This window comes from Helicobacter rappini, from assembly GCF_900198625.1.
GTDB classification, from domain to species: domain Bacteria; phylum Campylobacterota; class Campylobacteria; order Campylobacterales; family Helicobacteraceae; genus Helicobacter_A; species Helicobacter_A rappini.
The window spans coordinates 1-2,144 of record NZ_FZPK01000085.1; the positions used below are offsets into that span (position 1 = coordinate 1).

At 28.5% G+C, this 2,144-nt stretch carries 2 protein-coding genes; both read right to left on the minus strand.

Annotated elements, in window-relative coordinates:
• Positions 1 to 24: 24 nt before the first annotated feature.
• The gene (locus C6H17_RS11815; RefSeq protein ID WP_005219820.1) at positions 25 to 993 is read right to left on the minus strand and encodes a type VI secretion system baseplate subunit TssG; all 969 of its coding nucleotides are present in this window, start codon (positions 991 to 993) and stop codon (positions 25 to 27) included.
• On the minus strand, positions 990 to 2,144 hold a 1,155-nt coding region (locus C6H17_RS11820; protein WP_104731464.1), incomplete at its 5' end, for a type VI secretion system baseplate subunit TssF. The genes C6H17_RS11820 and C6H17_RS11815, both read right to left, overlap by 4 nt.

A 2,144-nucleotide genomic window follows, 5' to 3' on the forward strand; every position in this document is an offset into this window, starting at 1 on the left:
GAAAAGTGGATATAAAAAATGTTTTTATTGATGCAGCGATATATATTTGCAATATTGTGAATTGCTGAAGTTTTTTTGACCCCCTCCCAATAATAAACCAAATCCCAATTTAGCATTCGCTAGATCACCAAGTATAAAATTCATTTGAGAGCTATATTGTATATTTAAGCGCAAATCAACTGCGAATTCATTGTTTGTAAGGAAAGCGATACTTTCTTTTAATCGATTAAATTGTATTTGATTAGGAAAGTAAGCCAACGCTTCATGATATTGTAAATCTTTAATATCAAGCAATATTTTATTTTGGTGAGAACATATCGTTTTTCCCAATAAAAAATTTTTACCAAGAATTGTATTTCTTATTCCTAGCACATTTTGTTGAGTTATATTGATGGGAATTTGTTGCGAAATATTTTCAATAATTGAAATCCTATTGTTTAGATTAAAATTATATTGCAAAATCTTTTCAATATATGGTTTTGGGCGTCTTTGGCTTAATATAAGAGATGAAAATGGTAAATACTCTTTTGCATTTGTTACATTATTAAAACCCAATATTTTTAAAAAAATATGCGAAATTCTATCATTCAAGTTATCATTAAAAGATCTATGATAATTTCTAAGTGACATGCTTTCGTGAAGAAGCCATAGAATATGATTGTTTAGAAAATCAAAAAATAAGCTAAAACCATTACCAGAATCTTCATTTCTTGCAAATTTGTCAAGTATGTAGTTTGGTAGAGGAGAAGAACTTCCAAATAAACCAAAAAAATTTGCTTTAATTTCAACGCAATTTTCATGTTGATCATTTAAAGAAGTTGTATTATCTGCAGAATCTGTTGCCTTTAAAAGTGTCTCATTGTCATTTTGTGCAATAACCTCTATTTCTTTATAAGCATGCCCCAAACTTTTCCCAGTTCGTAAAAATATTTGATGTTTCTTGTGTGTCAGTAAAAATGTTTTTATAGTATGATAGAATGTAGATGTTTTCATAAAGGCTCTTTATTTCCAAATTGTACAGGATATGTAAAGGTTGTATTGCTTAAAACACATATAATATTTAATTCACAAAAGGAATTAATAGCCGCAAAAGAAGCAAATAAGTGCGAAAATATCAATCCTATTTTATATACTTCTCCTAAACAATAAAATTTAGTCTCATCCATAGATATCGTAACAAGAATGCCTCTTCTTGTGATACAGCCATGAACTTTATAGGTCGGTTGTGATTGTATATTAATAATCGCATCACTTAGATTTGTCAAAAAATGTTTATCTTGAGAATCAAATGTAAACCCAAAAATATGTAAAAGAGACAATAAACTTTCTTTTTTTGTTATATTTTGATAATTAAAAGACAAAATAACAACAAGATTCCACATCATATCACTATCCATGTCTATGTGTTTAATTGGTGTGGGTAGCGTAATATTTTCTGTTGTAACGCTCTTATAGTCTAATATTTCGTTAATGTCATGAAGTTTAAGTTGTGCTGGTATATTATTATTGCTGCACAATACATCCATAGATATAGTTTCTTTTCTGTGATGCTTAGTATAAAAAGAAATTTCTTTATAGTGTTGGCCATGAGCATCGACTTTGTTAGCTAATGCATAAAAATCATTGCTTTTATTTAAAAACTCAAATCTCTCAAAACTATAATAATTTTTAAAAACTCGTCTGCCAGTATCGCTACTATGTGCTTTTACTTTTAGAATCTGTATAACACAATAAGCCTGTTCGTGCATTCTATCTACAAATATTCGATGAGTATTTCTTGAGTGATCAAGAAGTATTGGTTCTGCCTGTGTAGAAAACAAATTAATTGCTGGTGTTGCAAAGAGAGAAAACTGATTTGCTCTTGGTAGACAATTTTTAGGAAGCTCCTTATTAAAAATAAATTTGATACCCATTTTTTTACTTTTTACATCTTTTAAAGCTTCTAAACCCTCAAGATGGATAAAATGAAATTTTTCTGACATAAAAAATAATTCTTGCAACAATATAAATGCACTAAAGCCTAAATCATCATTATCTGATACACTTTCATTTCTGTTAAATCCCATAGGCTGTAAGCAATGTGTTGGTATTTTAAAATTCGTATGTGTATCGTATGAGAGAATAATAATGTCTTTTACATATTG